The organism is Pseudomonas sp. 20-5, from assembly GCF_056782835.1.
The window spans coordinates 6,264,350-6,288,693 of the sequence record NZ_CM165584.1; the positions used below are offsets into that span (position 1 = coordinate 6,264,350).

Annotated in this window: 22 protein-coding genes; 10 read left to right on the forward strand and 12 right to left on the reverse strand. The window is 65.8% G+C overall.

Annotated features, from left to right (window positions below; all coding sequences use genetic code 11):
* Positions 1-55 precede the first annotated feature (55 nt).
* Complete coding sequence (locus AC1RB9_RS28870) at positions 56-1,405, forward strand: APC family permease (RefSeq protein WP_003099715.1); 1,350 nt, start codon at positions 56-58, stop codon at positions 1,403-1,405.
* An 18-nt stretch (positions 1,406-1,423) separates the two neighbouring features.
* Here the strand turns inward: AC1RB9_RS28870 and AC1RB9_RS28875 are convergent, their stop codons facing one another.
* Together AC1RB9_RS28875 and AC1RB9_RS28880 are read right to left on the reverse strand one after the other, a co-directional pair.
* A complete protein-coding gene (locus AC1RB9_RS28875) occupies positions 1,424-2,767 on the reverse strand; it encodes a sigma-54-dependent transcriptional regulator (RefSeq protein WP_003099712.1) in 1,344 nt (447 codons plus the stop codon).
* Entirely contained in the window at positions 2,764-4,530 is a 1,767-nt protein-coding gene (locus AC1RB9_RS28880) for a sensor histidine kinase (RefSeq protein WP_003114131.1), read from the reverse strand. Before AC1RB9_RS28880 ends, AC1RB9_RS28875 begins: the two co-directional genes overlap by 4 nt.
* Before the next feature lie 81 nt (positions 4,531-4,611).
* On the opposite strand from AC1RB9_RS28880, the gene poxA reads away from it, so the two are divergent.
* Positions 4,612-5,490 carry an alpha/beta hydrolase PoxA gene (poxA, locus tag AC1RB9_RS28885; RefSeq protein WP_003099708.1) on the forward strand — a complete coding sequence of 293 codons (879 nt, stop codon included), beginning with the start codon at positions 4,612-4,614 and terminating at the stop codon, positions 5,488-5,490.
* A gap of 70 nt (positions 5,491-5,560) precedes the next feature.
* Entirely contained in the window at positions 5,561-6,349 is a 789-nt protein-coding gene (locus AC1RB9_RS28890) for an OXA-50 family oxacillin-hydrolyzing class D beta-lactamase OXA-486 (RefSeq protein WP_003161965.1), read from the forward strand.
* A gap of 12 nt (positions 6,350-6,361) precedes the next feature.
* On the opposite strand, the gene AC1RB9_RS28895 is transcribed toward AC1RB9_RS28890, so the two are convergent.
* Entirely contained in the window at positions 6,362-6,862 is a 501-nt protein-coding gene (locus AC1RB9_RS28895; protein WP_003121391.1) for a DUF3301 domain-containing protein, read from the reverse strand.
* Positions 6,863-6,894: 32 nt separating this feature from the next.
* On the opposite strand from AC1RB9_RS28895, the gene pdxY reads away from it, so the two are divergent.
* Entirely contained in the window at positions 6,895-7,767 is an 873-nt protein-coding gene (gene pdxY / locus AC1RB9_RS28900) for a pyridoxal kinase PdxY (RefSeq protein ID WP_003458375.1), read from the forward strand.
* Positions 7,768-7,814: 47 nt separating this feature from the next.
* Positions 7,815-9,017, forward strand: a complete 1,203-nt coding sequence (locus tag AC1RB9_RS28905; protein WP_003099701.1) for an acyltransferase family protein — start codon at positions 7,815-7,817, stop codon at positions 9,015-9,017.
* Here AC1RB9_RS28905 and AC1RB9_RS28910 read toward each other — a convergent pair.
* From AC1RB9_RS28910 to AC1RB9_RS28920, 3 genes are all read right to left on the reverse strand, one after another.
* Positions 9,014-9,598: a YqaA family protein gene (locus AC1RB9_RS28910; protein ID WP_003097034.1), complete on the reverse strand. Its 585-nt coding sequence runs from the start codon at positions 9,596-9,598 to the stop codon at positions 9,014-9,016. The genes AC1RB9_RS28905 and AC1RB9_RS28910 overlap by 4 nt on opposite strands.
* A 1-nt stretch (position 9,599) precedes the next feature.
* On the reverse strand, positions 9,600-11,303 hold the full coding sequence (gene ybaL / locus AC1RB9_RS28915) for a YbaL family putative K(+) efflux transporter (protein WP_003099695.1): 1,704 nt from the start codon (positions 11,301-11,303) through the stop codon (positions 9,600-9,602).
* A 378-nt stretch (positions 11,304-11,681) separates the two neighbouring features.
* Positions 11,682-12,164 carry an acyl-CoA thioesterase gene (locus AC1RB9_RS28920; protein WP_003097040.1) on the reverse strand — a complete coding sequence of 161 codons (483 nt, stop codon included), beginning with the start codon at positions 12,162-12,164 and terminating at the stop codon, positions 11,682-11,684.
* Between the two features lie 160 nt (positions 12,165-12,324).
* Between AC1RB9_RS28920 and AC1RB9_RS28925 the strand changes: the two genes are divergently transcribed.
* Positions 12,325-13,068 (forward strand): hypothetical protein, encoded by a 744-nt coding sequence (locus AC1RB9_RS28925; protein WP_003458376.1) that lies wholly within the window; start codon positions 12,325-12,327, stop codon positions 13,066-13,068.
* 47 nt (positions 13,069-13,115) lie between these two features.
* Here the strand turns inward: AC1RB9_RS28925 and AC1RB9_RS28930 are convergent, their stop codons facing one another.
* The 3 genes from AC1RB9_RS28930 to AC1RB9_RS28940 all read right to left on the reverse strand — a co-directional run bounded on the left by AC1RB9_RS28930 (position 13,116) and on the right by AC1RB9_RS28940 (position 16,732).
* Positions 13,116-13,874, reverse strand: coding sequence for an SDR family NAD(P)-dependent oxidoreductase (locus tag AC1RB9_RS28930; RefSeq protein ID WP_003097046.1), 759 nt, complete (start codon positions 13,872-13,874; stop codon positions 13,116-13,118).
* A gap of 94 nt (positions 13,875-13,968) precedes the next feature.
* Positions 13,969-15,336, reverse strand: a complete 1,368-nt coding sequence (locus AC1RB9_RS28935; RefSeq protein ID WP_003458377.1) for a glutamine synthetase family protein — start codon at positions 15,334-15,336, stop codon at positions 13,969-13,971.
* Between the two features lies 1 nt (position 15,337).
* Positions 15,338-16,732 carry an aspartate aminotransferase family protein gene (locus AC1RB9_RS28940; RefSeq protein ID WP_003114139.1) on the reverse strand — a complete coding sequence of 465 codons (1,395 nt, stop codon included), beginning with the start codon at positions 16,730-16,732 and terminating at the stop codon, positions 15,338-15,340.
* 115 nt (positions 16,733-16,847) lie between these two features.
* Here AC1RB9_RS28940 and AC1RB9_RS28945 point away from each other — a divergent pair, with 115 nt between their 5' ends.
* Together AC1RB9_RS28945 and AC1RB9_RS28950 are read left to right on the forward strand one after the other, a co-directional pair.
* On the forward strand, positions 16,848-17,630 hold the full coding sequence (locus AC1RB9_RS28945; protein ID WP_003118447.1) for an SDR family NAD(P)-dependent oxidoreductase: 783 nt from the start codon (positions 16,848-16,850) through the stop codon (positions 17,628-17,630).
* Positions 17,631-17,694: 64 nt separating this feature from the next.
* Positions 17,695-18,375 (forward strand): GntR family transcriptional regulator, encoded by a 681-nt coding sequence (locus AC1RB9_RS28950; protein WP_003097059.1) that lies wholly within the window; start codon positions 17,695-17,697, stop codon positions 18,373-18,375.
* 16 nt (positions 18,376-18,391) lie between these two features.
* On the opposite strand, the gene AC1RB9_RS28955 is transcribed toward AC1RB9_RS28950, so the two are convergent.
* The 3 genes from AC1RB9_RS28955 to AC1RB9_RS28965 all read right to left on the reverse strand — a co-directional run bounded on the left by AC1RB9_RS28955 (position 18,392) and on the right by AC1RB9_RS28965 (position 20,274).
* A complete protein-coding gene (locus AC1RB9_RS28955) occupies positions 18,392-18,604 on the reverse strand; it encodes a YgdI/YgdR family lipoprotein (protein ID WP_003097061.1) in 213 nt (70 codons plus the stop codon).
* A 217-nt stretch (positions 18,605-18,821) separates the two neighbouring features.
* Complete coding sequence (locus AC1RB9_RS28960; protein ID WP_003099687.1) at positions 18,822-19,223, reverse strand: SMI1/KNR4 family protein; 402 nt, start codon at positions 19,221-19,223, stop codon at positions 18,822-18,824.
* A gap of 196 nt (positions 19,224-19,419) precedes the next feature.
* On the reverse strand, positions 19,420-20,274 hold the full coding sequence (locus AC1RB9_RS28965) for a Tim44 domain-containing protein (RefSeq protein ID WP_003458378.1): 855 nt from the start codon (positions 20,272-20,274) through the stop codon (positions 19,420-19,422).
* A gap of 361 nt (positions 20,275-20,635) precedes the next feature.
* On the opposite strand from AC1RB9_RS28965, the gene AC1RB9_RS28970 reads away from it, so the two are divergent.
* Entirely contained in the window at positions 20,636-22,393 is a 1,758-nt protein-coding gene (locus AC1RB9_RS28970; protein WP_003099684.1) for a cation:proton antiporter, read from the forward strand.
* Between the two features lie 315 nt (positions 22,394-22,708).
* Positions 22,709-24,016, forward strand: a complete 1,308-nt coding sequence (locus AC1RB9_RS28975) for an MFS transporter (RefSeq protein ID WP_003097074.1) — start codon at positions 22,709-22,711, stop codon at positions 24,014-24,016.
* Positions 24,017-24,344 lie beyond the last annotated feature (328 nt).

Consider the following 24,344-nt stretch of genomic DNA (forward strand, 5'->3'; position numbering starts at 1 on the left):
CTTCGCGTGCGGCGCCGATAACGACAATACGCTGCCTTTTCCCGAGGAGCCCGTCATGGCCATCGAACAGTTCGGATACCGGCAACAGCTGCGCCGCAGCCTGTCCCTGAGCGACCTGATCATCTACGGGATGATCTTCATGATCCCCATCGCCCCGTTCGGGGTCTACGGCTGGGTCCATGCCGACGCCCACGGCATGGTGCCGATGGCCTACCTGGTGGGCATGCTGGCGATGCTCTTCACCGCCCTCAGCTACGGAGCCATGGCCAAGGCCTTTCCGATTGCCGGCTCGGTGTATTCCTACGCCCAGCGCGGCATCCACCCCCATGTCGGCTTCATCGCCGGCTGGGTGCTGCTGCTCGACTACCTGCTGATCCCGCCGCTGCTCTACGTGTTCAGCGCGCTGGCGCTGAACCACTTGTTCCCGGCGATCCCCAAGCTGGCCTGGATGCTGCTGTTCCTGGTCTCGGCGACCCTGGTCAACCTGCGCGGCATCACCTTCGCCGCCCGCGCCAACCTGTTGTTCCTGATCGGAGAGCTGGTGGTGCTGGCGATCTTCCTGGTGGTCGGCTACCAGGCGCTGGAAGGCGGCCTGGGCAACGGCCGGCTGACCCTCGAACCGCTGTATCGCCCGGAAGCCTTCGATCTCGGCCTGGTAATGAAGGCCGCCTCGATCGCCGTACTGTCGTTCCTCGGCTTCGACGCCATCTCCACCCTCGCCGAGGAGGTCAAGGGCGATCCCGCCCGGCAGATCGGCCGCGCCGCGCTGATCGCGCTGTTCATCATGGGCGGCATCTTCATCGCGCAGACCTGGCTGGCCACCGACCTCGCCGCCGGGATGAACTTCAAGTCGGCGGACACCGCCTTCTACGAGATCGCCGAAGCGGCCGGTGGCCAGTGGCTGTCGATGCTGACCGCGGTAGCCACCGCGCTGGCCTGGGGTGTCACGGTGTCGATCACCTCGCAGGCAGCGGTCTCGCGCCTGCTCTACTCGATGGCCCGCGACGGCAGGCTGCCGCGCGCGCTGGCCAGGGTCCATCCGCGCTACCAGACGCCGCACGTCAGCCTGTACCTGGTGGCGGTGCTGTCGCTGGGAATCGGCTGGGCCTTCCTCGACGCACCGGACGTGCTCACCTCACTGGTGAACTTCGGTGCCCTCACCGGCTTCTGCCTGCTGCACCTGAGCGTGATCAACCACTACTACCGCCGCCAGCGCTCCGGCCAGTGGTTGCGGCATCTACTGTTCCCGCTGGTGGGCCTGGCGATCATCGCCTACGTGCTGTACAGCATGAGCCTCGACGCACAGTTGCTCGGACTGGCCTGGATCGCGGTGGGGCTGGTCTACCTGGCGTTGCTGCAACGCGGCGGGCGCCAGGCGCCAACGGAGTTGGCGAAGGATCTCTGACGCCTCGCGAGGGCTGGTTCAGGCCGGCTCTTCGCCGACGAAATCGCTGCGGCTGAGGCCATGCCGCAGCATCTTTTCGTTGAGTGTCCGGCGCGGCAGTTGCAGCAACTCCATCACCGCCTTGATATCCCCGCGGCACTGGCCGAGCGCCTGGCGCAGGCACTCCGCCTCGAAGGCTTCCATGCGTTCCGCCAGCCCCGAGGTGAGGCCGCCGCCTTCCTCCGCGTCCCCACGCTCCAGGCCGAGGACATGGCGCTCGGCGGCGTTGGCCAGCTCGCGTACATTGCCCGGCCAGTCGTGGGCCATCAGCCGCGCCAGTTCCGCCGGCGCGGCGGGCTGCGGCTCGCGGCCGAGGCGCTGGCTGGCAACGCTGGCGAAATGTTCGAAGAGCAGCGGGATGTCCTCGCGACGCTCGCGGATCGGCGGCAGGCGCAGCTCGGCGACGTTCAGGCGATACACCAGGTCCTCGCGGAAGCGTCCGGCACGTGCTTCGGCCAGCAGGTCGGGCTTGGTCGCGGCAATCACCCGCAGGTCGACGTGGATACTCTGGTTCGAGCCAAGCCGCTCCAGTTGCTGCTCCTGCAGGACGCGCAGCAGCTTGACCTGCTGCGCCAACGGCATGCTTTCGATCTCGTCGAGGAACAGGGTGCCGCCATGGGCATGCTCGAGCTTGCCGATGCGCTTGCCCTGCGCGCCGGTGAACGCACCGCTCTCATGACCGAACAGCTCGCTCTCGAACAATTGCTCGGGAATCGCCGCGCAGTTCAGCGCCACGAACGGCTTGTCGGCGCGCGGCCCGAAGTCGTGCAGGCAGCGGGCAACCAGTTCCTTGCCGCTGCCGGTCTCGCCACGGATCAGGACGTTCACCGGGGTCGGCGCCAGGGCCAGAACCTGCCGGCGCAACGCTTCCATCGGCTTGGACACGCCGAGCAGACGCGCATCGACCTGGTCCTTGAGACTGGCCTGCTCCTTCAGGCGCCGGTTCTCCAGCACCAGGCGGCGCTTTTCCAGCGCGCGCCGCAAACTGCCGAGCAGGCGCTCGGGCGTGAAGGGTTTCTCGATGAAGTCGTAGGCACCCTGGCGCATGGCCTCCACCGCCATCGGCACGTCGCCGTGCCCGGTGACCATGATCACCGGCAGGTCGCGATCGACCGCCTGCAGGTTGGCGAGCAGTTGCAGGCCGTCCATGCCGGGCATGCGCACATCGCTGATGACCACCCCGGCGAAGGACTTGTCCAATGCTCCCAGGCATTCCTCGGCGCGCAGGCACAGGCGCACCTCGAAGCCGGACAGCTCCAGCCATTGCTGCACCGCTTCGCGGATCGTCGCTTCGTCGTCGACGAAGATCACCTGGTCGCTCATGTCGTTACGCTCGTGTCATCGGGGGCCGCCGGCAGGATCAGGCTGAACACCGCTCCCGCCTCGGCATTGGCGACCTGCAGGCGGCCGCCGAGTTCGTGGACGATCCCATAGGATACCGCCAGGCCGAGGCCGAGTCCCTCTCCCACCGGCTTGGTGGTGAAGAACGGATCGAAGACGCTGCCCAGGTGCTCGGCGGGAATCCCGCCGCCGTTGTCGGCGACGCTCAGCACCCAGTCGCCGCCAAGCCGTTGCAGGGCCAGGCGGATCCATGGCCGCTCCTGGCCGGCAACGGCATCCAGGGCGTTGCGCAGCAGGTTGACCAGCACCTGTTCCAGGCGGATCGCGTCACCCATCACCCAGGCCGGCCAGAGCAGCGCCTGCTCGATCTCCACCCGTTCGGCGCGGATTCGCGGCAGCAACAACTGCTGCGCCTGTTCGACCACGTGACCCAACTCGATACGCTCGCGCAGGCCGCCGGCGCTCTTGCGCGCGAAGGTCTTCAGGTGGCCGGTGAGCGCGGCCATGCGTTCGAGCATCTGGTCGATGCGCGGCAACGCCTGGCGCGCCTCGTCGTGGCGTCCGGCGTCGAGCAGCAGGCGCAGGCTGGCCAGTTGCATGCGCTGGGCGGTGAGCGGCTGGTTGATCTCATGGGCCAGGGCCGCCGACATCTGCCCCAGGGCGGCCAGCTTGGCCGCCTGCACCAGGCCGTCCTGCGCGGTACGCAGGTCGGCGGTGCGCTGCTCGACCAGGCGCTCCAGCTCCTCCCGGCTACGTTGCCGCAGGCGGGCGATACGCCAGCGCTGGTGCAGGAACAAGCCGAGGAAGACCAGCGCCAGCCAGGTGCCGGCGGCGGCCAGGCGCGCGGTGGCGACGTCGTCCTGGATGCTCGCGGTGTCGCGCAGCAAGTGGAGGGTCCAGCCGTCGTTGGGCAGGTCCAGCGATTGCCAGAGGTAGTCCTTCTCGCCGTCGGCGCTTTCCACCCGCGCCAGACGGCGGTCTTCGCCGTAGCTGCGCAAGGTCTGGTGGCGCAGGGGTGTCAGGGGCTGGCGATCGTATTGCCGGGTCTCCGCCAGTTCGAAGCGGTCCACGGTATCCAGCGGTTCCAGTTCGCGGTAGCGCCAACCGGCGTGGTTGGCGAGGAACACGATGCCCTTGGCGTCGCTGGCCAGGACCAGGTCGGGGGTCTGGTTCCACTGCCGTTCCAGATCGGGAAACTCCAGCTTGACCACGATTGCGCCCAGGAAGCTGCCGTCCTCGGCGCGCACCGCGTGGGACAGGAAATAACCGGGAATCCCGCTGATCACCCCGACCGCATAGAAACGTCCGGAGCCTTGGGCGATGGTCTGGCGGAAATAGGGACGGAAACCGTAGTTGTGGCCCACGTAGCTGGTCGGCAGGTTCCAGTTGCTCGCCGCCACGGCCAGCCCGGTACGGTCGAGCAGCTCCAGGGTGGAGGAGCGGGCGGCCAGGTTGATGCTTTCCAGCTTGAGGTTGAGGCGCTGCTGCAACTCGCCGTCGATCGGCCCGGCCAGCGCCGCGCGCAGGTCCGGATCCAGCGCCAGTACCGCCGGCAGGCTGCGGAAGCGTTCGATCAGGGTCTGCAGCGAGCCGGCGTAGAGGTCCAGCTGCTTGCGCACCTGTTCGCCCTCGGCGCGTAGCGCCTGCTGCCGCGCCTGGCGACCCGCCCAGTCCATGGACAGCAGCAGGCCGCCGAGCAGCGGCAGCAACAGCAGGAACAGGCGCAGCGGACGGGACAAGGACATCGGCGGATCGAAACGGCGGCGGGAAGCGGCGACGATAGCACGGCGCCCGGTTACACTGCGCGCCGTACGAGGAGTCCGCCCATGTCGCTATCCCCCTGGTCCCATTCCTGCTCGGCCGGTTTCACCCTGCGCGGCTGGCGCAGCGAACCGAGCGGCAAGCCGTTGCTGCATTTCCTCCATGGCAACGGCTTCTGCGGCCGCACCTACGAACCGATGCTGCGTCTGTTGGCGGAGGATTTCGACCTCTGGCTGTGCGACATCCAGGGCCACGGCGAAAGCGACCACGGCGGCCGCTTCCACGGCTGGAACCGCAACGCCGAGATGGCGGTGGAGGCCTTCGAGGCCGGGCGCGGTCCCTATGGAGATGTCCAGCGACTGGCCTGCGGGCACAGCTTCGGCGGCGTCCTCAGCAGCCTCGTCCTGGCCCGCCATCCCACCCTGTTCGCCCGCGCCGTGCTGCTCGACCCGGTACTGTTCACCCCGGCGATGATCGGCGTGATGGCACTTTCCGAGACCCTCGGCCTGCAATTGCGCGGCAGCCTGGCGAAGAAGGCGCGCCTGCGCCGCAGCCAGTGGCCCGATCGCGCAGCCGCCTACGCCGGCTTGCGCGGCCGCGGTATCTTCAAGGGCTGGACCGACGAGGCGCTGTGGGCCTACGTGGAATATGCGCTGAAGGAGAGCGACGGCGGAGTCGAGCTGAAGTGCCGGCCAAGCCGCGAAGCGGAGATCTTCAGCTCCTTCCCCAGGCGGCTGTGGCCGTCGCTGGGCAAGATCACCACGCCGACCCGCGTGCTCTACGGTGACCGCACCTACCCTTTCGTCGCCAAGTCGGTGGCGCGCTGGTGCTCGCTCAACCCCCAGGTCAGCGCCCACGTGGTGGTCGGCGGCCACTGCTTCATGCAGGAAGACCCGGCCGATGCCGCCGAACGCGTACGCGACTTTCTCCTGCCCAATCCATGAACGCTCCTTCCGTGGGGAATCCGGCGCTCATCCATCGGTCCCAGGGAGGATGACTCCACAGGACCGAGCCATGCGCCCTCTCCTCTTCAGTGCCCTTCTCCTGCTTTCCGGGCATACCCAGGCCAGCGAATGGAACGACAGCCAGGCCGTGGACAAGCTATTCGGCGCGGCCGGGGTGAAAGGCACCTTCGTCCTCTACGATGTGCAGCGGCAGTGCTATGTCGGCCATGACCGGGAGCGCGCGGAAACCCGCTTCGTTCCCGCTTCCACCTACAAGGTGGCGAACAGCCTGATCGGCTTATCCACAGGGGCGGTTAGATCCGCCGACGAGGTTCTTCCCTATGGCGGCAAGCCCCAGCGCTTCAAGGCCTGGGAGCACGACATGAGCCTGCGCGAGGCGATCAAGGCATCGAACGTACCGGTCTACCAGGAACTGGCGCGGCGCATCGGCCTGGAGCGGATGCGCGCCAATGTCTCGCGCCTGGGTTACGGCAACGCGGAAATCGGCCAGGTTGTGGATAACTTCTGGTTGGTGGGACCGCTGAAGATCAGCGCGATGGAACAGACCCGCTTTCTGCTCCGACTGGCGCAGGGAGAATTGCCATTCCCCGCCCCGGTGCAGTCCACCGTGCGCGCCATGACCCTGCTGGAAAGCGGCCCGGGCTGGGAGCTGCACGGCAAGACAGGCTGGTGCTTCGACTGCACGCCGGAACTCGGCTGGTGGGTGGGCTGGGTGAAGCGCAACGAGCGGCTCTACGGCTTCGCCCTGAACATCGACATGCCCGGCGGCGAGGCCGACATCGGCAAGCGCGTCGAACTGGGCAAGGCCAGTCTCAAGGCTCTCGGGATACTGCCCTGACGCTCTGCCGCCTCAGTCGCCGACCTTTTTCTGCCGGGACTGCCGCCACTCGTCGAGGCGAATCACCTCGGCGCTATGCACCGGCGGGTTGTCGACCTCGGCGGCCGCCTCGAAGCGATGCGGGGCCAATTCGATGGCGCCGAGGTGATAGCCATACATGACGATGCGCCCGGCGTAGCGTTCCTCGCCGCTGACGGTGAATTCGAAACCGAACTCGCGGCTCAGCCGCCACTGACCACGGTGGTCACGGGCCAGGCGCAGGCGCCGGCGCGCGACATTCTCGTCGAGCAGTTCCACGCCCTGCTTGGCGCAATGCTGCTTGGCCAGCAGCAACGCCCGCTCGCGCACGCCATGGGCGCGCCACCACCAGGCTGCGGCGGCGCCCAACAGGAGCATGACGAAAAGGTTACCCAGGGTCACGAGCGGAATCCGGTGTAGGGGGACGGCCAGCTTACCCGTTCTCCCGGCAGGCAGCGAGTGGGGGGTGTTTTCGCCATGTGAATTAGCCCCCATACTGCGCCGACTCAGCTGTAGGAAGTCGTCTCATGCCACGCACGCCCCACCTGCTCGCCATCCAGTCCCATGTGGTCTTCGGCCACGCCGGCAATGCCGCGGCGGTGTTCCCGATGCAGCGCATCGGAATCAACGTCTGGCCGTTGAACACGGTGCAATTCTCCAACCACACCCAGTACGGTCGATGGACCGGGCAGGTGCTGCCGCCGGAGCAGATCCCGGCGCTGGTGGACGGTATTGCCGGCATCGGCGAACTGGGCAACTGCGACGCGGTGCTGTCCGGCTATCTCGGCAGCGCCGCCCAGGGCCGCGCCATTCTCGATGTGGTGGCACGGATCAAACAGGCCAACCCTCGGGCGTTGTACCTCTGCGACCCGGTCATGGGCCACCCGGAAAAAGGCTGCATCGTGGCCCCGGAGGTCAGCGACTTCCTGCTGGAAGAAGCCGCCGCGGTCGCCGACTACCTGTGTCCCAACCAGTTGGAGCTGGACAGCTTCTGCGACCGCCAGCCGGACTCCCTCGCCGACTGCGTGGAAATGGCACGGAGCCTGCTGGCACGCGGTCCCAGGGCAATCCTGGTAAAGCACCTGAACTATCCGGGCAAGGCCGGCGACACCTTCGAGATGCTGCTGGTGGCCGCCGATCAGGCCTGGCACCTGCAACGCCCGCTGCTGGCCTTCCCGCGGCAACCGGTCGGAGTCGGCGACCTGGCCTCGGGGCTGTTCCTCTCTCGCCTGCTGCTCGGCGACGACTTGCGTAACGCCTTCGAATTCACCGGCGCCGCGGTCCATGAAGTGCTGCTGGAAACCCAGGCCTGCGGCAGCTACGAGCTGGAGCTGGTGCGGGCGCAGGATCGGATCGCACATCCACGTCTCAAATTCGAAGCTCGCTCACTCGCAATGTAGGAATCTGACATATCATTCTCGGTCTTCCGACAGAGATAGACCGACGAATGAGCCCCACCAGCGCCCTACCTGCCCTAGCCTGCCTGGCTGTTGCGCTCGCCACCTGTGAGTTCATTCGTCGCCTTGGCAGCGCGCGCCTGCCCGCTTCCCGGTTCGTCACCATCGACGGCCTGCGCGGTTACCTGGCGTTCTTCGTTTTTCTCCATCACTCGTCCATCTGGTACTACTACCTGAAGGATGGTCTCTGGCAACTACCGCCGTCCCGGCTCTACGCCCATTTCGGCCAGACCAGCGTCGCGCTGTTCTTCATGGTCACCGGCTTCCTCTTCGCTCACAAGCTCCTGCACAGCCGCGGCACGCCGATCAGATGGCTGGATGTCTATGCATCGAGGATTGCCCGGCTGCTCCCAGCCTATCTCCTGGCAATGGCACTGCTATTCCTTTTGGTGTTCACGGCCACCGGCTTTTCCCTACGCGAGGCGCCCTCGGCCCTGCTTGGCAAGATGCTCGACTGGTTGCTCTTCTCGATACCGAGCAAGCCTGACATGAACGGTTTCATCGGGACATTCCGCATCGTGGCAGGGGTGACCTGGACGCTGCCCTATGAGTGGTTGTTCTACTTCTGCCTGCCATTCCTCGGCGTCCTGCTCGGGAACCGTCCTTCCCCAGTAGCCATGGCCATCATGGCAGGCATGATCTGGCTGGTACTGAAAGCCTGGCAGCCGAACTGGACGCTCGCCTATATGTTCGTCGCTGGTGGGTTGTCAGCGCTCGCGGTACGCTCGACGCACCTGCAGCGATTCGCCGCGAGTATCCCCGGCAATCTCCTATGCCTGGCGCTCCTGCTCCTACCCGGAGTGCTCTTTCCCAGCGCCTATCAGGAAACGGCGATCCTCATTCTCGGCCTGGCTTTCCTGCTGATTGCGGCGGGTTCGAGCCTATTCGGCCTGCTGACTCAAGCACTGTCCCGCTTCCTCGGCGAAATGACCTACAGCATGTATCTGCTGCACGGGTGCATCCTATTCATCAGCTTCGAACTGCTGATCGGCAGGGACAACGCCAAGGCGTTTTCCGCTCTGGAACACTGGCTGGTCATAGGTGCGATCACTCCCCTGGTAGTGCTCGCGTCGTATCTATCCTTCCGTTTCATAGAAAGTCCGGCCATGCAACGCTCCAGACAACTCAGCGCTCTGCTGGGCAAACCGATGCTGGCGCTCAAGCGCCTGGGCCGTCACCCGACTGCTGGCTAAAGAACGTATTTCCCCAACATCAACCCACCGACCACCATCACCGCCATCAGCACGAAAGCCATGCCCAGACGCCGCTCGATCAGGGTCTTCAGGCGTGGGCCAGCCCAGAACAGCAAAGCGCAGGTAGCGGCGAAGCGCAGGCTGCGGGCGACAAGGCTGAGGCCGACGAACAGCCAGAGGTCGAGCTGGGTCACTCCGCTGGTAATGGTGATCACCTTGTACGGCAGCGGCGTGAAGCCGCCGCCCAGCAGCACCATCAGCCAGCCCAGTTCGTTGTAGCGTTCGGCGACCTGTTCGAAGTTCTCCAGCAAGCCGTAGAACGCCAGGATCGGCATGGCCACGCTCTCGAACAGCAGCAAGCCGATGAAATAGCCGGCGATGCCGCCCAGCACCGAGCTGATCGCGCAGATCGTCGCGTAGCGCCAGGCCTTGGCCCGGTTGGCCAGGACCATCGGCACCAGCAAGGCGTCCGGCGGAATCGGGAAGAACGAGCTTTCGGCGAAGGTCACCCCGCCCAGGGCCAGCTCCGCGCGGGGATGGCCGGCCAGGCGCAGGGTCCAGTCGTAGAGACGGCGCAACATGTCAGGCCGACTGCGGCAGCGGTGCGTCGGCGCCGCGCTCGTCACGGTCGAGTCCCAGGCGATGGACCATGCCGCAGGCGATCTCGCGCTCGCCCATGATCACCAGGTTGGCGCCGTTCTGCTCCAGGTAGTCCACCTCGGCGTCGAAATGCGCCCGGGCGACGATGTCCAGCGGCGGGTTCACCGCGCGGGCGTGGCTGGCGATCTGCCCGGCCTCGAAGCCGTTGGGAATGGCGATCAGCAACCAGCGCGCCTCGGCGATGTTGGCCAGTTCCAGCACGCCGGGACTGGCGGCGTTGCCGAGGACCACGCTGTAGCCCTGTTCGCGCAGTTCGTCGGCCTTATCACGCTTGTCCACCACCACCACGAAGGGCGTCCCGGCGGCGCGCAGGCGAGCGCTGACCAACCCGCCAACCCGGCCATGACCGATCAGCACCGCATGCTCGCGCTCCAGGATCGGCGGCGGCAGGTCCTGCGCCGGCATCTCGCGAACCCCGCCAGCGGCCTCCGCCAGGCGCTGCTCCTTGCGTTGCTGCAGGCGATCGATGGCGATGAACAGCAGCGGATTGACCAGGATCGACAGGATCGCCCCGGCCAGCACCAGGTCGCGGCTCTGCTCCGGCACCAGTTCGAGGCCAATGCCCAGGCCGATGAGAATGAAGGAAAACTCGCCGATCTGCGCCAGGCTGGCGGCGATCACCAGTGCGGTGCTGTTCGGATGGCCGAAAGCGCGGACGATCAGGTAGGCGGCCACCGACTTGCCGAAGACGATGACCAAGAAGGTGGCCAGGACCGTCAGCGGCTCCTGCAACAGGATCATCGGATTGAACAGCATCCCCACCGAGACGAAGAACAACACCGCGAAAGCGTCGCGCAGCGGCAACGAGTTCTCCGCCGCCTCGTGGCTGAGTTCGGACTCGTTGAGGATCATCCCGGCGAAGAAGGCGCCTAGCGCGAAGGACACCCCGAACAGCACCGCCGAGCCATAGGCGATGCCCAGGGCGATGGCCAGCACGGCCAGGGTGAAGAGTTCCCGCGAACCGCTGGCGGCGATCCTCTCCAGCACCCAGGGCACCACCCGGCGACCGCCGAAGATCATCAGGGCGACGAAGGCGGCGACCTTGCCCAGGGTAATCAGCAGCGGCCAGAGCAGACCGGCGTCGCCGCCGTCGGTCTTGCCGCCGAGGGTGCCGGCGAGCGCCGGCAGGAGCACCAGGGTCAGGACCATCGCCAGGTCCTCGACGATCAGCCAGCCGATGGCGATCCTGCCACGCTTGGTGTCCAGCAACTGGCGCTGCTCCAGGGCGCGCAACAGCACCACGGTACTGGCCACCGACAGGCTCAGGCCGAATACCAGGCCGCCGCCGAAGCTCCAGCCGAGCAGCTTGGCCAGGCCGATGCCAAGCAGCGTGGCGACGCCGATCTGCACCAGCGCCCCGGGAATGGCAATGGCCTTCACCGAGAGCAGGTCCTTGAGCGAGAAGTGCAGGCCGACGCCGAACATCAGCAGGATCACGCCGAGTTCGGCGATTTCCTGCGACAGCGCCTGGTCGGCGACATAACCGGGAGTGAACGGCCCGGCCAGGACGCCCGCGAGCAAGTAGCCGACCAGCGGCGAAATGCGCAGGCGATTGGCCAGGGCCCCGAAGAGGAAGGCGAGGACGAACCCCGCGGCGAGTGTAGTGAGTAACGGCGTATGGTGCATCAGGACTCCCGGCAACACGGGGAACGCGTCCTCCGCGGCCTGGCCGGCGGACGACGACGTTCGAAATGGATCACGGACCCGCGCCCGTGACGGCAAGGCGGAAAGGCTTTCCGCCAACGGAGCCGGGCAGAGCGACCGGCCCATGGCATTCGAGCGACCCGACGGCGGCTATGGTTCCTGGCGAAACCCGGCGCGATACCGACAGGTTAACCCGTTGACGTTGCTGGAGTTTTAACAGGCACGCCGGTTTCTTATCAAGAAATGTCAGGAATGGACGCCAGCAGAGGCAAACCTCTGCGTTTTCTTATGAAAAGCTGCGAAAATTCGCGAAACGGCAGCAGGTCCGAAGCGGGCTCGACCGGACACCGGCAGCCTTCCTCATCCGTCTTCGCGAATCGCCTGGTAGCGGGCCTCCAGCTCCGCGCGCAGCTGGCGGCGTTGTTGGGCCTGGGCGAAGCGGCGCTTCTGCTCGGCGGTTTCCAGCTCCAGCGGGCGGACGGCCACCGGCTTGCGCTCGTCATCCAGGGCCACCATGGTGAAGAAACAGCTGTTGGTATGACGCACGGACTGCTCGCGGATGTTCTCGGTGATGACCTTGACGCCGATTTCCATGGAAGTCCGCCCGGTGTAGTTGACCGAAGCGAGGAAGGTCACCAGTTCGCCGACATGCACCGGCTCGCGGAAGATCACCTGATCCACCGACAGGGTCACCACGTAGCGACCGGCATAGCGACTGGCGCATGCATAGGCGACTTCGTCGAGATACTTCAGGAGGGTGCCGCCATGGACATTACCGGAGAAATTGGCCATGTCCGGGGTCATCAGCACGGTCATCGACAGTTGGTTGTTTCCGGGTTGCATAGCGCTTTTTCTCTCATCAGGACGGGCGGGGGACACCATAGACGCAAACGAAGACGGCAGCGGCCACAAATTTTCAATCGTCATGATCGAAATCGCGCCGGGTCGTGCAGACATCCGCGGGCTTTTCTAGACTGGCCCTTTTCCACCGGGAATCGCTCCAATGCCTGTCGCCATTCGCATCCTTCTCCTGGCCCTGGCCGTGCTTGCCGGCATCGGTGCCGCTGCCATCCAGGCCGAGGATACGCCCTGCGCCACCGCCGCGGAATGCAACACGCGCGGCACCCAGGCTTATCGACAGGGGAGTTATCCACAGGCGCTGGACGCCTTCGCCTGGCAATTGCGCCTGGCCGAGCGCCAGGAACAGGGCGGAGCCGACTCGGAACAGGCGCTGAACAATCTCGCGCTGACCAGCCTCAAGGCCGGGCAACCGGGACGCGCCCGCGCCTGGATGAACCTGGCGCTGGATCGCGGCTACAGCGGCAAGGCCACGCGCTACAACCTGGAACAGGTTGCCCTGAAAGTCGACTATCCGTCTCTCCAGGGCCTCGCCGGGCACTACCTGCGCTACGCCGGGCAGGCCGAATGGGAAAGCCTGCAGATCGAACCGGTGAAGGGCGGCTACCAGGCGAGCTTCGCCCTGATGCGCATCGGCAATCCGGAGAAACTGATGGAATATGGGCCCGCGGCGGTCGGCGAACTGTCCGGTCGGCTGGAGGGGCAAGGCGCGCTCTACCGGCTGCGCAGCGAAGGCCTGGGCGCCGGCTGCAGCCTGCTGGTATGGCAGGAAGGCATCGACCTGCGAGTGGTGGAGAGCCTTGGCGGGAACTGCCAGGGTTACGGCGGCATGGGCATCGCCGCCGCCGGTAACTGGGTGAAGATATCCAGTCGGGCCAGGGACGACTGAAACTTTTCCACAGGCCGCTCCAGCGGAGCGACCCGTGGAAAATCCACTCAGCGGCCAGCGGACAGGCCGAAGTCCACCGCCAGGTCAGCGCCCGTGATCGCTTCGGCCTGAGGGCCGCAGAGATACCAGACCAGCTCGGCGACTTCTTCCGGGCGGATGAAGCGTGCCGCCTTGCCCTGTGGATAATCCTTCAGCAGCGCGCGCTTGTAGCCATCCGGATTGCCCATCCCATAGCGTTCGGCCTGGTAGTCGAGCATCGGCGTGGCGATATCCGCCGGCGACACGGCGTTGACCCGCACGCCCTGCTCGGCCAGTTCCAGCGCCAGGGTCTTGCTCAGCATGGTCAGCGCCGCCTTGCTCGCGCAATACGCCGCCGAACCCCGGTAGGCCTGGCGTCCGGAGTCGCTGGAGATGTTGACGATGCTGCCCTGGTTTTCCTTCAGGTAGGGAATCGCGGCCTGGCACATGTAGAAGGAGGCCTTGAGGTTGACTCCCAGGACCAGGTCGAAATCCTCCTCGGTGAAATTTTCCACAGGCCCCTCGCGCCAGACGCCCGCGGCATTCACCAGGGCGTCGAGACGTCCGGTACGGGCGAGAATCTTCGACATCAGGGTATGGCAGTTATCCGCGCTGCGCAGGTCGGCGACCCCGCTGGCGTCCAACGGCACCTGCGCGTTCAGCGCGTGCAGGCCCTCCTTATCCACATCCGTGGCGGCGATGCGCCAATGACTCTGGGCGAAACGCTTGGCGATTGCCCGGCCCAAGCCGCCGGCTGCACCAGTGATAAGAACGACGGGCGTGCTCATCTGCTTTTCCTTACTCCTGTGCCGCGTGGAAAACACCGACGGCCAATCGGCCGCCCGCTTCAATGACTGACCGGCAACGCCGGCAGCCGTTCATTCAGGCCTGGTTGAGATACCAGCGCCAGTCCTGCTCGCCGACCTCGCCCATGAAGGCACGGTATTCGGCCTGCTTGATCGCCAGGTAGATCTTCAGGAAATCCTCGCCGAGCGCCTCGCGCGCCCAGGCCGAGCCCTCCAGCGCGCGCAGCGCGGTCAGCCAGTCGCTCGGCAACGCCTGGGTGGCTTGAGCGTAGCCGTTGCCGGTGATCGGCGCACCGGGGTCGAGTCGCTCGCGAATCCCCAGGCGCACCGCCGCGAGCAACGCCGCCGCCGCCAGGTAGGGATTGGCGTCGGCGCCGCAGATGCGGTGCTCGATGTGCCGGCTGGACGCCGGGCCGCCGGGAACCCGCAGCGACACGGTGCGGTTGTTGATTCCCCAGGTCGGCGCCAGCGGCGCGTAGCTGTTCGCCTGGAAGCGGCGGAACGAGTTGGCGTTCGGACAGAACAGCGCCAAAGACTCCAGCAGGCACGCCTTCATTCCACCGATGGCCTGGCGCAGCAGCGGGGTCCCGGCCGGGTCCTCGCTGGCGAACAGATTGTTGCCAGCGGCGTCGGCCAGGCTGACGTGCAGGTGCAGGCCGCTGCCGGAAAGATCGGCGAACGGCTTGGCCATGAAGCAGGCCTGCAACCCATGGCGATTCGCCACGCCCTTGACCAGGCGCTTGTAGCGCACGCCTTCGTCGATCGCCTGGAGCGTGTCGAAGCGATGCTGCAGGGTAATTTCCACCTGCCCCGGCGCGTACTCCGAAATCGCCGTGCGCGCCGGCAGGCCCTGGGCCTCGCAGGCGGCATACAAGTCATCGAGGAATGGCTGCAACTGCTCCAGCTCGTAGACGCCATAGACCTGGGTCGCCCGCGGCCGCTGGCCATTCATCTGCAACGCCGGCAACGGCCGGCCGTCGCTGTCGCGTTCGCGGTCGAGCAGGTAGAACTCCAGTTCCACCGCCATCACCGGGTGGAAATCCTCCGCCTGCAGGCTGTGGATAACACGCTGCAACACATGCCGGGGATCGCCCGCCGCGGCCGGTAGCCCGAGTTCGGGATGCATGCTGACCTGCACCTGGCCGGTCGGTGACTGCCGCCAGGGTTGCAGGGTCAGGCTGCCGGGCAGCGGGAAGGTCCAGCAATCGGCATCGCCGACGTCCCAGACCAGGCCGGTCTCCTCGACGTCATCGCCATTGATGGTCAGGCCGAGGATGGTGCTCGGCAGCGGCCGCCCGCTTTCGTAGACCGCCAGCAGCTCGTCGCGATGCAGCAGCTTGCCGCGCGGCACGCCGTTGGCGTCGATCAGGAACAGCTCGATGCTGCGCACCTCGGGGTGTGCGGCGAGGAACTCGCGGGCTTCCCGCGGATCGGCGAAATGCATCTCAGGCCTCCCGCGCGCCGGGTATGGCGAGCAGCTCGCCGAGCGCCTCGTCGAGGCTGGAGAGCAGGCGGTCGACATCTTCTTCGCGAGTGTCCGGGCAACACAGGGTCATGTTGTGGAACGGCGTGATGAGGATGCCGCGGTTGATCAGATACAGGTGCAAGGCCATCTGCAGGCTGTCGTGGAACGCCGCCTCGGCGGCCGCGCCGTCGCGTGGGGGTTGCGGGCAGAACTGGAACTCGCTGCGCGCGCCGAGCTCGGTCACCGACCAGGCCAGGCCGTGCTTGTGGATAATCCTGCGGAAGCCCTCGGCCAGACGCGCCGCCAGGGGCAGCATGTGGGCGTAGGCGGTATCGGTCATCACCTCTTCCAGGTTGGCGCGCATACAGCGCATCGCCAGGGCGTTGGCCGACAGCGTGGTACCCATGCCGCTGTGGCCGTGGCCTTCGCTCTGCTCGCTGGCACGTGCCCTGGCCAGTTGCATGGCGCTGGCCATCGCCGCGCTGCAACCATACACCGAGCACGGTACGCCGCCGGCGATCGGCTTGCCGAGGGTGATGAAGTCCGGCTCGAGCTTCCAGGCGCGGGTACAGCCGCCAGGACCTGTGGAGATGGTGTGGGTCTCGTCGATGATCAGCAGCGTGCCGTGACGACGGGTCAGCTCGCGCAGCTTCTGGTGGAAGCCGGGTTGCGGCAGGACCATGCCGATGTTGGTCATCGCCGGCTCGCAGAGCACGGCGGCCACGTCTTCGCCGGCCAGCGCCCGCTCCAGGGCCTGGAGGTCGTTGAACGGCACCGCGCGGCTGAACTGGGTGAGGTCGTGGGCCTGGCCGAGCAGGCCGGAGCGATGCACGGTGCGGCCGTCGCGGCAGCGAACCAGGGTGTCGTCGACCGTGCCGTGGTAGCAACCGTCGAATACCAGCACCACCTTGCGACCGGTGATCGCACGCGCCCAGCGCAGGACGAAGCGGTTGGCGTCGGTGGCGGTGGTCGCTACCTGCCAGAACGGCAGGCCGAAGCGCTGCGCCAGCAGCTCGCCTGCGACGATGGCATCCTCCCCCGGAAGCATGGTGGTCAGGCCGTTCGCGCCCTGCTCGGCGAGCGCCCGGGCGATCGGCGCCGGAGAATGGCCGAACATGCTGCCGGTATCGCCCAGGCAGAAGTCCACGTAGGCGTGGCCGTCCACATCATGGAAACGCGCGCCGTGGGCACGCGCCACGAACAGCGGACAGGGTGTTGACCAATCGCTCATCCAGTGCATCGGTACGCCGTCGAACAAGGCGCGCCGGGCTCGCTCGGCGAGCGCGACGGACTGTGGATTCTGCGCAAGGAAACGTTGCTGCTCGCGGGCCATGAAGGTTTCCACGGCGGCTTCGGCGATGCCACTGGCGGTCATTTCGAACACCTCGTTTTTTATTTCGCACAACTTTCATTTGTGATCACAAAAAAGTCAATACAGTATTTGAAAGCACTGATAATCTGTTTTCCATGTCAATTTTGTGATCACAAAAATGAATGACTTTTCGAAGTGGACAGGCCAGGTCGCGCTCATCAGCGGCGCCGGCAGCGAACTCGGCATCGGTTTCGCCATTGCCCGGCGGCTGGCCCGCGAAGGCGTGCGCCTGCTGATCACCGCCAGCAGCGAGCGGATTAGGCAACGAGCGGAGGAACTGAGCGCATGTGGTCACGACGTGCGCGCCGCGAGCGCCGACCTGACCGACGAAGCCCAGGTGCAGGGCCTGCTGGACTGGGCCGAAGCCCAGTGGGGACGGGTCGACATCCTGGTGAACAATGCCGGCATGGCCCAGTTGGACAGCGCGGAGCCCTTCAGCGCAGTGGAAGCGACCTCGCTGCGGGATTGGCAACTGTCCCTGTCGCGCAACCTGACCAGCGCTTTCCTGCTCACCCGCGGCCTGCTGCCGGGCATGCGCGAGCGCGGCTACGGGCGGATCGTCAACGTCGCCTCCACCACCGGAACCCGCGGCAGCAACCCGGGCGAAGCCGCGTATAGCGCGGCCAAGGCCGGTCTGGTCGGCTGGAGCATGGGCCTGGCGCTGGAGGTGGCGAAGAGCGGCATCACGGTGAACAGCGTCGCGCCGGGCTGGATCGCCACCGGCTCGAGCACCGCCGAAGAACGCCAGGCCGCCCTGGCCAGCCCCAGCGGACGTGCCGGCCGGCCCGAAGAGGTGGCCGCCGCGGTGGCCTTCCTCGCCTCGCCCGAAGCCAGCTTCGTCAACGGCGAACTGCTGGTGGTGGATGGCGGCAACTGCCTGATCGAAAACAAACGGAGCTGAACATGCGCAACTGCAGCCTGACGCTTTCCCAGCTTCCGGCGCCACCGGCGACCCGGAGCTGACCATGGCCGAGAATCTCCAGGAACGACTCTACCAACGACTGCGGGAAGACTTGCTGGCCGGACGTTTCCAGCCCGGCGAGCGACTGAAGATCCGCGACCTGGCGAACCAGTGGGGCACCAGCCCGATGCCGGTTCGCGCCGCCCTGCAACGGCTGGTGGCGGAAGGGGCGCTGGAGGGCGAGGCACAACGCTCGCTCAGGGTGCCGCTGATGACCCGCGAGCGTTTCCTGCAGATCCTCCAGGTGCGCCTGTCCCTCGAAGGGCTGGCGGCCGAAAGCGCCAGCGGCCGGCTGGACGAGCAGGCACTGGAAGGACTCGAAGGTTGTCTGCGGCGAATGGAGGACGCCTTGCGCCGACGCGAGGTACAGGCCTACCTGGAAGCCAACAGCGAATTCCACCTGACGCTCTACCGCGCCTGCGGCAACCCGGTGCTGCTGCGTCTCATCGAGACGCTCTGGCTACAGGTCGGGCCGTTCTTCAACCGGCTGTTCACCGAGGCCGACCTCTCCCTACGTCTGAACGATTTCCACGAGGACGCCCTGGACGCGCTACGCCGCGGCGACGGCCCGGCCGCGCGCGCGGCGATCGAACAGGACCTGGCCTACTTCGGCCAGTACCTGCTGAACCTCCTGGAGCTGGAGGCCCGGCCACGAAAGCGACACCGTTCCGGCGAGCACGCCTGACGGGAGATAAGCGCCGCTACTGCGGGCGAATGGTGCGCACATTGTCCTTCTTGATCAGGATGGTGTCGCCATTCAGCTGTTCGAACTCGTAGTAGTCATTGTATTTGTCGTAATCCGACTGATCCTTGACCAGGACCTCGCTGCCATCTTGCAAAGTGACCACCGCCTGGTTGGCGCAACCCGCCAGGCTGGTCAGCAGCAATGCAGCGAACAGAGCTTTGAACTTCATAGAATCTCCACACGGGGCAGCGCACTTGCCTACATCCGGAGCGACAAGTGCGGAATTGCCCTTGTGACCGTCGCAATCGAGGGAAATTCCTTAGCGCAGCGGCGCTTTGTCGGAGACGAAGCGCCGACGGCGACGCGCAGGGCCTCCAGGCAGCCTCGCGCGACGTCGGGAAGTCAGCGGCAAAGGCGCGTTGCAGAGCCTTTGCGGCGGTTCAGGCTCAGCTCTCCAGCCAGACGTCGCGAGCCCAGACCCACACCGAATCCCAGCTTTCATCGGTGAGGTCGCCATCGGCCCAGAGCACCACCTCGCCGTCCTCCGCCACGCAGTAGTAGCTGCCGTCGTCCTCGCAAAGCGGGATCAGCTCGCGCGGAACGCCCAGGTCCCAGGCAGTGGCCGCCACTTCGGGCAGGTAGGTGTGCGAGTGCGGATCGGTCACGGTCACCGGCTCCAGGCGGCCGTAGACCACATCGCTGACCAGCAGGAGGAATTCGCGGAACTCGGCGGGAATGCCGATCAGCAGCTCTTCCTCGATTTCCACCAGCAGTTCTTCTTCCGGCAGTTCCAGGGGCACCGGAACCGGTTCGTTGAGTTCACGCAGTTTTTCGATGACGTCTTCCACGACAGGCTCTCTCGCAACGGGTGGCGCGCTTTTTATACAGTAGCCGCACCGAGCGCAAGACAAGTGTCGCGGCTGGCCTTCGGCCATGGCGCCGGACGAATGGTCGGTCAACCCGCCAACGGAGATGAAAAAACCCCCGTTCCCTGGCGGAAGCGGGGGTTTCGGCGGCCCCCGAAGGGACCGCAACCACTCGGGATCAGTTCTGCCGGATACCGGCCACCAGCCATGGCTGGTTCTCGCCCTGGGCGCGCTCCATCCGCCAGCTTTCGCTGAAGGCTTCGCCCTGGTCGAAGCGCGAGGTCTTCGACACACCGCTGAAGGTCAGGGTGGCGATGGTCTTGTCGGCCTGGTCGTCGACGCCGTCCAGTTGCACGACCAGGTTGTCGATGTAGGTGGACTGGTAGGCGTCGCCGATCTCGGCGCGCTCCTGCTTCAGCCATTGCAACATCTGCGGGGTGACGAACTCGGCGATCTTGTCCATCTCGTTGGCATCCCAATGCTGCTGCAGGGACATGAAGTGTTCGCGAGCGGCACCGACGAAGCGCTCCTCGTTAAACCAGCTCGGCGCGTTGATCACCGGGCTCGGCGCAGCGGCAGCAGCGGCGGCGCCACCGAAGATCGGCGCCTGGGCCGGCATTTCGCGCTGCATCGGCGCGTGCCCGGCCATTGCAGGCTGGCCCTGGTTCTGCTGGCGCCGGCGAGCGGCGATGAAGCGGAAGGCGATGAAGGCCACCAGGGCGATCAACAGGATGTCGAGCATCTGGATGCCCTCGAAGCCGTCGCCCATGAACATGGAAGCGAGCAGGCCGCCCGCGGCGATACCGGCCAGCGGGCCGAGCCAGCGCGAAGCACCGCTGGCGGCAGCGGCGGGACGAGCGGCGTTGGAGGCGGCAGCAGTGGCGTTCGGCGCAGTGGCCGGCTGCGCCTGGCGGGTCTGGTGGCTGGGTGCCGAGCCGAGGCTCTTGCCGCCGCCGAAGCGCTTGGCATTGGCATCCAGGCTGACGGTCAGCGCCAGGCAGAAGGCGAGGGCGATGCTGAGAACACGCTGCATTGTAGTCTTTCTCTCTTGGGGGAATCGACGCGCGCCATGTTGCGGCGGTACGGGCGACAGGACCAGCCGGATTTTGTTTCGGGCTATTGCTCCCCGGCCGCCGTTTTTTCGCCCGCCGCGTCTGGCTCGCGGGTCGGCGCCAGGGTACACCTTCGTTGCCGGGGACGACAGGCATGCACGCGGATCGGCGCGCGAAGATCCGCCCGGCGACCCGGGAAGCACAACGCAGAGCCTCGCCGAAACGTCTGTTACAGTTTTTTTCAGCCCACCGATCAAGCACTTGCGGATGCTAGTCTGCGGGTCTGCGAGGCCGCCCGGTCGCCGCGTCTGCCGACCCATTCCCCGAGCGAGGACCGCCGCCATGCATGCCGTCGATTTCATCCAGGACCTCGCCGTGATCATGCTGGTGGCGGGTGTGGTCACTATCCTCTTCCACCGCCTGCGCCAACCGGTGGTCCTCGGCTACATCGTCGCCGGCTTCATCATCGGCCCGCACACCCCGCCCTTCGGACTGATCCACGACGAAGACACGATCAAGACCCTGGCCGAACTCGGGGTGATCTTCCTGATGTTCTGCCTCGGCCTGGAGTTCAGCCTGCGCAAGCTCTTCCAGGTCGGCGCCACGGCGTTCATCGCGGCGTTCCTGGAAATCGTCCTGATGATCTGGATCGGCTTCGAGATCGGTCGCTTCTTCGAGTGGAGCACCATGGACTCGCTGTTCCTCGGCGCGATCCTGGCGATATCCTCCACCACCATCATCGTCAAGGCGCTCGGCGACCTGAAGATGAAGAACGAGCGCTTCGCCCAACTGATCTTCGGCGTGCTGATCGTCGAGGACATCCTCGGCATAGGCATCATCGCCCTGCTGTCGGGAATCGCCGTGAGCGGTTCGGTGGAAACCGGCGAGGTGTTCTCCACGGTCGGCAAGCTCAGCCTGTTCATGATCGTCGCGCTGGTCGTCGGCATCCTCCTGGTGCCACGCCTGCTGGCCTACGTGGCGAAGTTCGAGAGCAACGAGATGCTGCTGGTCACCGTGCTCGGCCTGTGCTTCGGCTTCTGCCTGCTGGTGGTGAAGCTGGAATACAGCATGGTGCTCGGCGCCTTCCTGATCGGCGCGATCATGGCCGAGTCGCGCCAGTTGGTGCAGATCGAACGATTGATCGAGCCGGTCCGTGACATGTTCAGTGCGATCTTCTTCGTCGCCATCGGCCTGCTGATCGACCCGAAGATCCTCGTCGAGTACGCCTGGCCGATCGCCCTGATCACCGTCGCGGTAGTGCTCGGCAAGATGTTCTCCTGCGGCATGGGTGCGTTCATCGCCGGCAACGACGGACGCACTTCGCTGCGGGTCGGCATGGGCCTGTCGCAGATCGGCGAGTTCTCCTTCATCATCGCCGCCCTGGGCATGACTCTGAAAGTCACCAGCGACTTCCTCTACCCGGTGGCGGTAGCGGTCTCGGCCATCACCACCCTGCTCACCCCGTACCTGATCCGCGCCGCCGACCCGCTCTCGCAGCACCTGGCCAACGCCATGCCGCAGCGCATGGCGAGGATCTTCGGCCACTACGGCGACTGGCTGCGCAGCATCCAGCCGCAGGGCGACCGTGCGGTGCTGGCGGCGATGATCCGGCGCATCTTGCTGCAGGTCGGGGTGAACCTGGCGCTGGTGATCGCGATCTTCCTCGCCGGCGGTTATTTCGCCGATACGCTTTCCGCCTGGATGAGCCAGTGGGTCGCCTACGACGGGCTACACAAGGCATTGATCTGGGGCGGCGCGCTGCTGGTCTCGCTGGCCTTCCTGATCGCCGCGTACCGCAAGCTCAAGGCCCTGTCGATGCTGCTGGCCGAACTCGGGGTCAAGCCGGAGAAAGCCGGACGCCATACGGCGCGGGTACGTCGGGTGATCTCCGAGATCATCCCGCTGCTGTCGCTGGCCGGCATGATGGTGCTGCTGGCGGCGCTCAGCTCGAGCATCCTGCCGCCGGGCGAGTTGCTGGTCGTAGTGGTGCTGGTCGCCGGCCTGGTGATCGCAGTGCTCTGGCGCTGGCTGATCCGCGTGCATTCGCGGATGCAGATCGCGCTGATGGAAACCCTCGACCAGGAAAAGGGCAGCCACTGAGAGCCAAGCGATCCCGGCCTGCCGTCGAATCGGCGGATAACCACGCTGCGGTTATTCGCCCTCGCCTGCATCTGGTGTCGCTATCGGACCCTTTGCCCTGAAGGATCGGCGGATTTCCGCTTATCCACTCTCCCGGTCGGCGGACTCCCGCTCGGCCAAGACCACCCCGCTCCTCTTCCAACCCAGTCCCCACGCGGCTTTCCCGCGTTGGCACGGCACCTGCTATCGAGCCATCCAATACGTCGCCCTCGCGATGTGCCGGTGTGCTGCGCCCTGATCAGCACATCCAAGACAACAACGAAAAGAGGAAACACGATGGAAAGCGCCAACGCCATTTCCGCGTCTGCCCAGCCCCGCACCACTTCGCAACGCATCAAGTCGATCTTCAGCGGTTCCGTCGGCAACCTGGTCGAGTGGTACGACTGGTACGTCTACGCCGCCTTCTCGCTGTACTTCGCAAAGGCATTCTTCCCCCAGGGCGACATGACCGCCCAACTGCTGAACACCGCAGCTATCTTCGCTGTGGGCTTCCTGATGCGCCCGATCGGTGGCTGGCTGATGGGTATCTATGCCGACCGCAAGGGCCGCAAGGCGGCGTTGCTGGCCTCGGTGCTGCTGATGTGCTTTGGCTCGCTGATCATCGCCCTGACCCCCAGCTATGAAACCATCGGCGTCGCCGCGCCGATCCTGCTGGTGGTCGCGCGCCTGCTCCAGGGCCTGTCGGTCGGCGGCGAATACGGTACCTCCGCCACCTACCTGAGCGAGATGGCGAACAAGGAACAGCGCGGGTTCTTCTCCAGCTTCCAGTACGTGACCCTGATTTCCGGCCAGCTCATCGCCCTGGCGGTGCTGATCGTCCTGCAACAGACCCTGACCGTAGAACAACTGGAAAGCTGGGGCTGGCGCGTACCCTTCTTCATCGGCGCGCTGTGCGCAGTGGTGGCGATGTTCCTGCGTCGCGGCATGGAAGAGACCGAGTCCTTCTCGAAGAAGAAGGAAGAGCCGAAGGAAAGCCTGCTGCGCACCCTGCTGCGCCACCCGAAGGAAGTGCTGACCGTGGTCGGCCTGACCATGGGCGGCACCCTGGCCTTCTACACCTACACCACCTACATGCAGAAGTACCTGGTGAACACGGTAGGCATGAGCAAGACCGATTCGACCATGATCTCGGCTGCCACCCTGTTCCTCTTCATGCTGCTGCAGCCCATCGTCGGCGCCCTCTCCGACAAGATCGGTCGGCGGCCGATCCTGATCGCCTTCGGCGTACTCGGCACCGTCTTCACCTACCCGATCCTCAGCACACTGCACAGCGTCGACAGCTGGTGGGGAGCGTTCTTCCTGATCATGGCGGCGCTGGTGATCGTCAGCGGCTACACCTCGATCAACGCGGTGGTGAAGGCCGAACTGTTCCCCACCGAGATCCGCGCCCTGGGCGTCGGCCTGCCGTATGCCCTGACCGTGTCGATCTTCGGCGGCACCGCCGAATACGTTGCCTTGTGGTTCAAGAGCGTCGGCCTGGAGAGCGGCTTCTACTGGTACGTCACCGCCTGTATCGCCTGCTCGCTGCTGGTCTATGTGTTCATGAAGGACACCCAGAAGCACTCGAAGATCACGACCGATTGATTGAGCCTCGTGCTCATGGCCCCGACACACTCCGGGCCTTTTTATCCACAGGACGGCGACCTTCGGGTCGCCGTCCTGCTTTTTGGCGCGGCAACCGACTCCCCCACACCCGCCGACTGTTGGTCTACGGCACGGCATCCCGACCGGAGTCCTAGGGCGCGCAACGCCGGCGGCGTAATCATCCGGTGTCCCTGCGTTCCACGGCGGATAACCGCAAGCGGTTATTCGCCCTGCGGCTCGTCATTCCGGCGGGGCTGGAACCTTGGCGCGCAAACGCCGATCTCCTCGCGTTCCCACGGTGGAACAGCGCAAGGGGCCTGCCGTCCCC